Below are 1,396 nucleotides of genomic sequence, written 5' to 3' on the forward strand. Positions count from 1 at the left end.
CGGGGTCCGGGTCCGGGGCTTCGCCACTGAACAGGTCAGCCTCGAGGAACGCTTCGTGGCGCTGACGGGGGAGGGGTTTGACGTTGTCCAGTAAGGAATCCGGCGCCGCCGGATCTATAACCCGGCGGGGCACAGGGGGGCGCGGCCTGCTCGCGTCCGAACTCGGGGTGCTCTTCCGCCGCCGCCGTACCTGGGCCATGCTGTGTGCGCTGGCGGCCATTCCGATTCTGATTGCCGTGGCGGTCCGGGTGTCCTCCGCGGTGCCGGCGGGCCGGGGCCCGGCGTTCCTGGACCGGATTTCCCAAAACGGCCTGTTCGTCGGGGTGACCGCCATGCTCGTATCGGTGCCGCTGTTCCTGCCGCTGACCGTCGGGGTGGTGGCGGGGGATACTGTGGCTGGCGAGGCCGGATTGGGAACCCTGCGGTACCTGCTGGTGGCGCCCGCCGGCCGGGTCCGGCTGCTGCTCGTGAAGTACGCGGGGGCGGTGGTCTTCGCGGTCGCTGCGCCGCTGGTGGTGGCGCTGGTGGGGGCCGCGATCGGTGCGTCGCTCTTCCCGGTGGGGCCCGTCTCGCTGCTTTCCGGGGACTCGATCGAACCGGCAGAGGCGCTGCTGCGGCTGCTGCTGATTGCCGCCTATCTTGCCGTCTCGCTGATGGGCCTTTCGGCGATCGGACTCTTTATGTCAACGCTCACGGACGTGCCCGTAGGTGCAATGGCGTCCACGGTGGTGCTCTCGGTGGTCTCGCAGGTCCTCGACGCGCTGCCGCAGCTGGAGTGGCTGCACCCATGGCTGTTCAGTCACTACTGGCTGGACTTCGCGGACCTGCTGCGCCAGCCCGTTGCCTGGGAGTCCTTCCTCACGAACTCGCTGCTGCAGGGCGGCTACGTCGCCGTCTTCGGTGCGCTCGCCTACGGCAGGTTCATCACAAAGGACGTGCTCTCCTAGGTCACCGGGTGCCCGGGTATCCCGCGACGGCGGATCGGGCAGGTTCAGTACCGGGCGGCGACAGGGTAGAGCTGCATGCCGGACATGGACGCAAGGTCCGTCACGGTGATCCCGGCGTCCTCGTTCAGCGCCTGGACCACACGGCCGCCTCCGAGGTAGATCGCCACGTGGTAGAAACCCGGGGCCGAACCCCAGACCAGCAAGTCCCCGGCCCGGGCCTGGGCGAGCGGAACATGCACGGGCGCCTGGGCGAACTGCTGGGATGCGGTGCGCGGCAGGTACTTTCCGGCCGCGGCAAACGCATTCTGCACCAGGCCGGAGCAGTCGAATCCGAACGCCCCCGTTCCGCCGTACTGGTAGAAGTAGGGCGAGCCGACCTTGCCGAGCGCCACGGAGATCGCGGTCTGGTTGGAGCCGCCCGGGGAGGGTGCCGGTGCCGGGGCCGGGGC

Annotated in this window: 2 protein-coding genes; one reads left to right on the forward strand and one right to left on the reverse strand. The window is 69.5% G+C overall.

Features of this window, described 5'->3' with window-relative positions:
• Positions 1-77 precede the first annotated feature (77 nt).
• Positions 78-947 carry an ABC transporter permease gene (locus K789_RS0120540; RefSeq protein ID WP_084507736.1) on the forward strand — a complete coding sequence of 290 codons (870 nt, stop codon included), beginning with the start codon at positions 78-80 and terminating at the stop codon, positions 945-947.
• 44 nt (positions 948-991) lie between these two features.
• Here K789_RS0120540 and K789_RS0120545 read toward each other — a convergent pair.
• A partial coding sequence (locus K789_RS0120545) for a C40 family peptidase (RefSeq protein ID WP_024368390.1) occupies positions 992-1,396 on the reverse strand: 405 nt, incomplete at its 5' end.

Origin of the sequence: Arthrobacter sp. TB 26 (assembly GCF_000427315.1) — a bacterium.
In the GTDB taxonomy this organism is placed as follows: Bacteria; Actinomycetota; Actinomycetes; order Actinomycetales; family Micrococcaceae; genus Arthrobacter.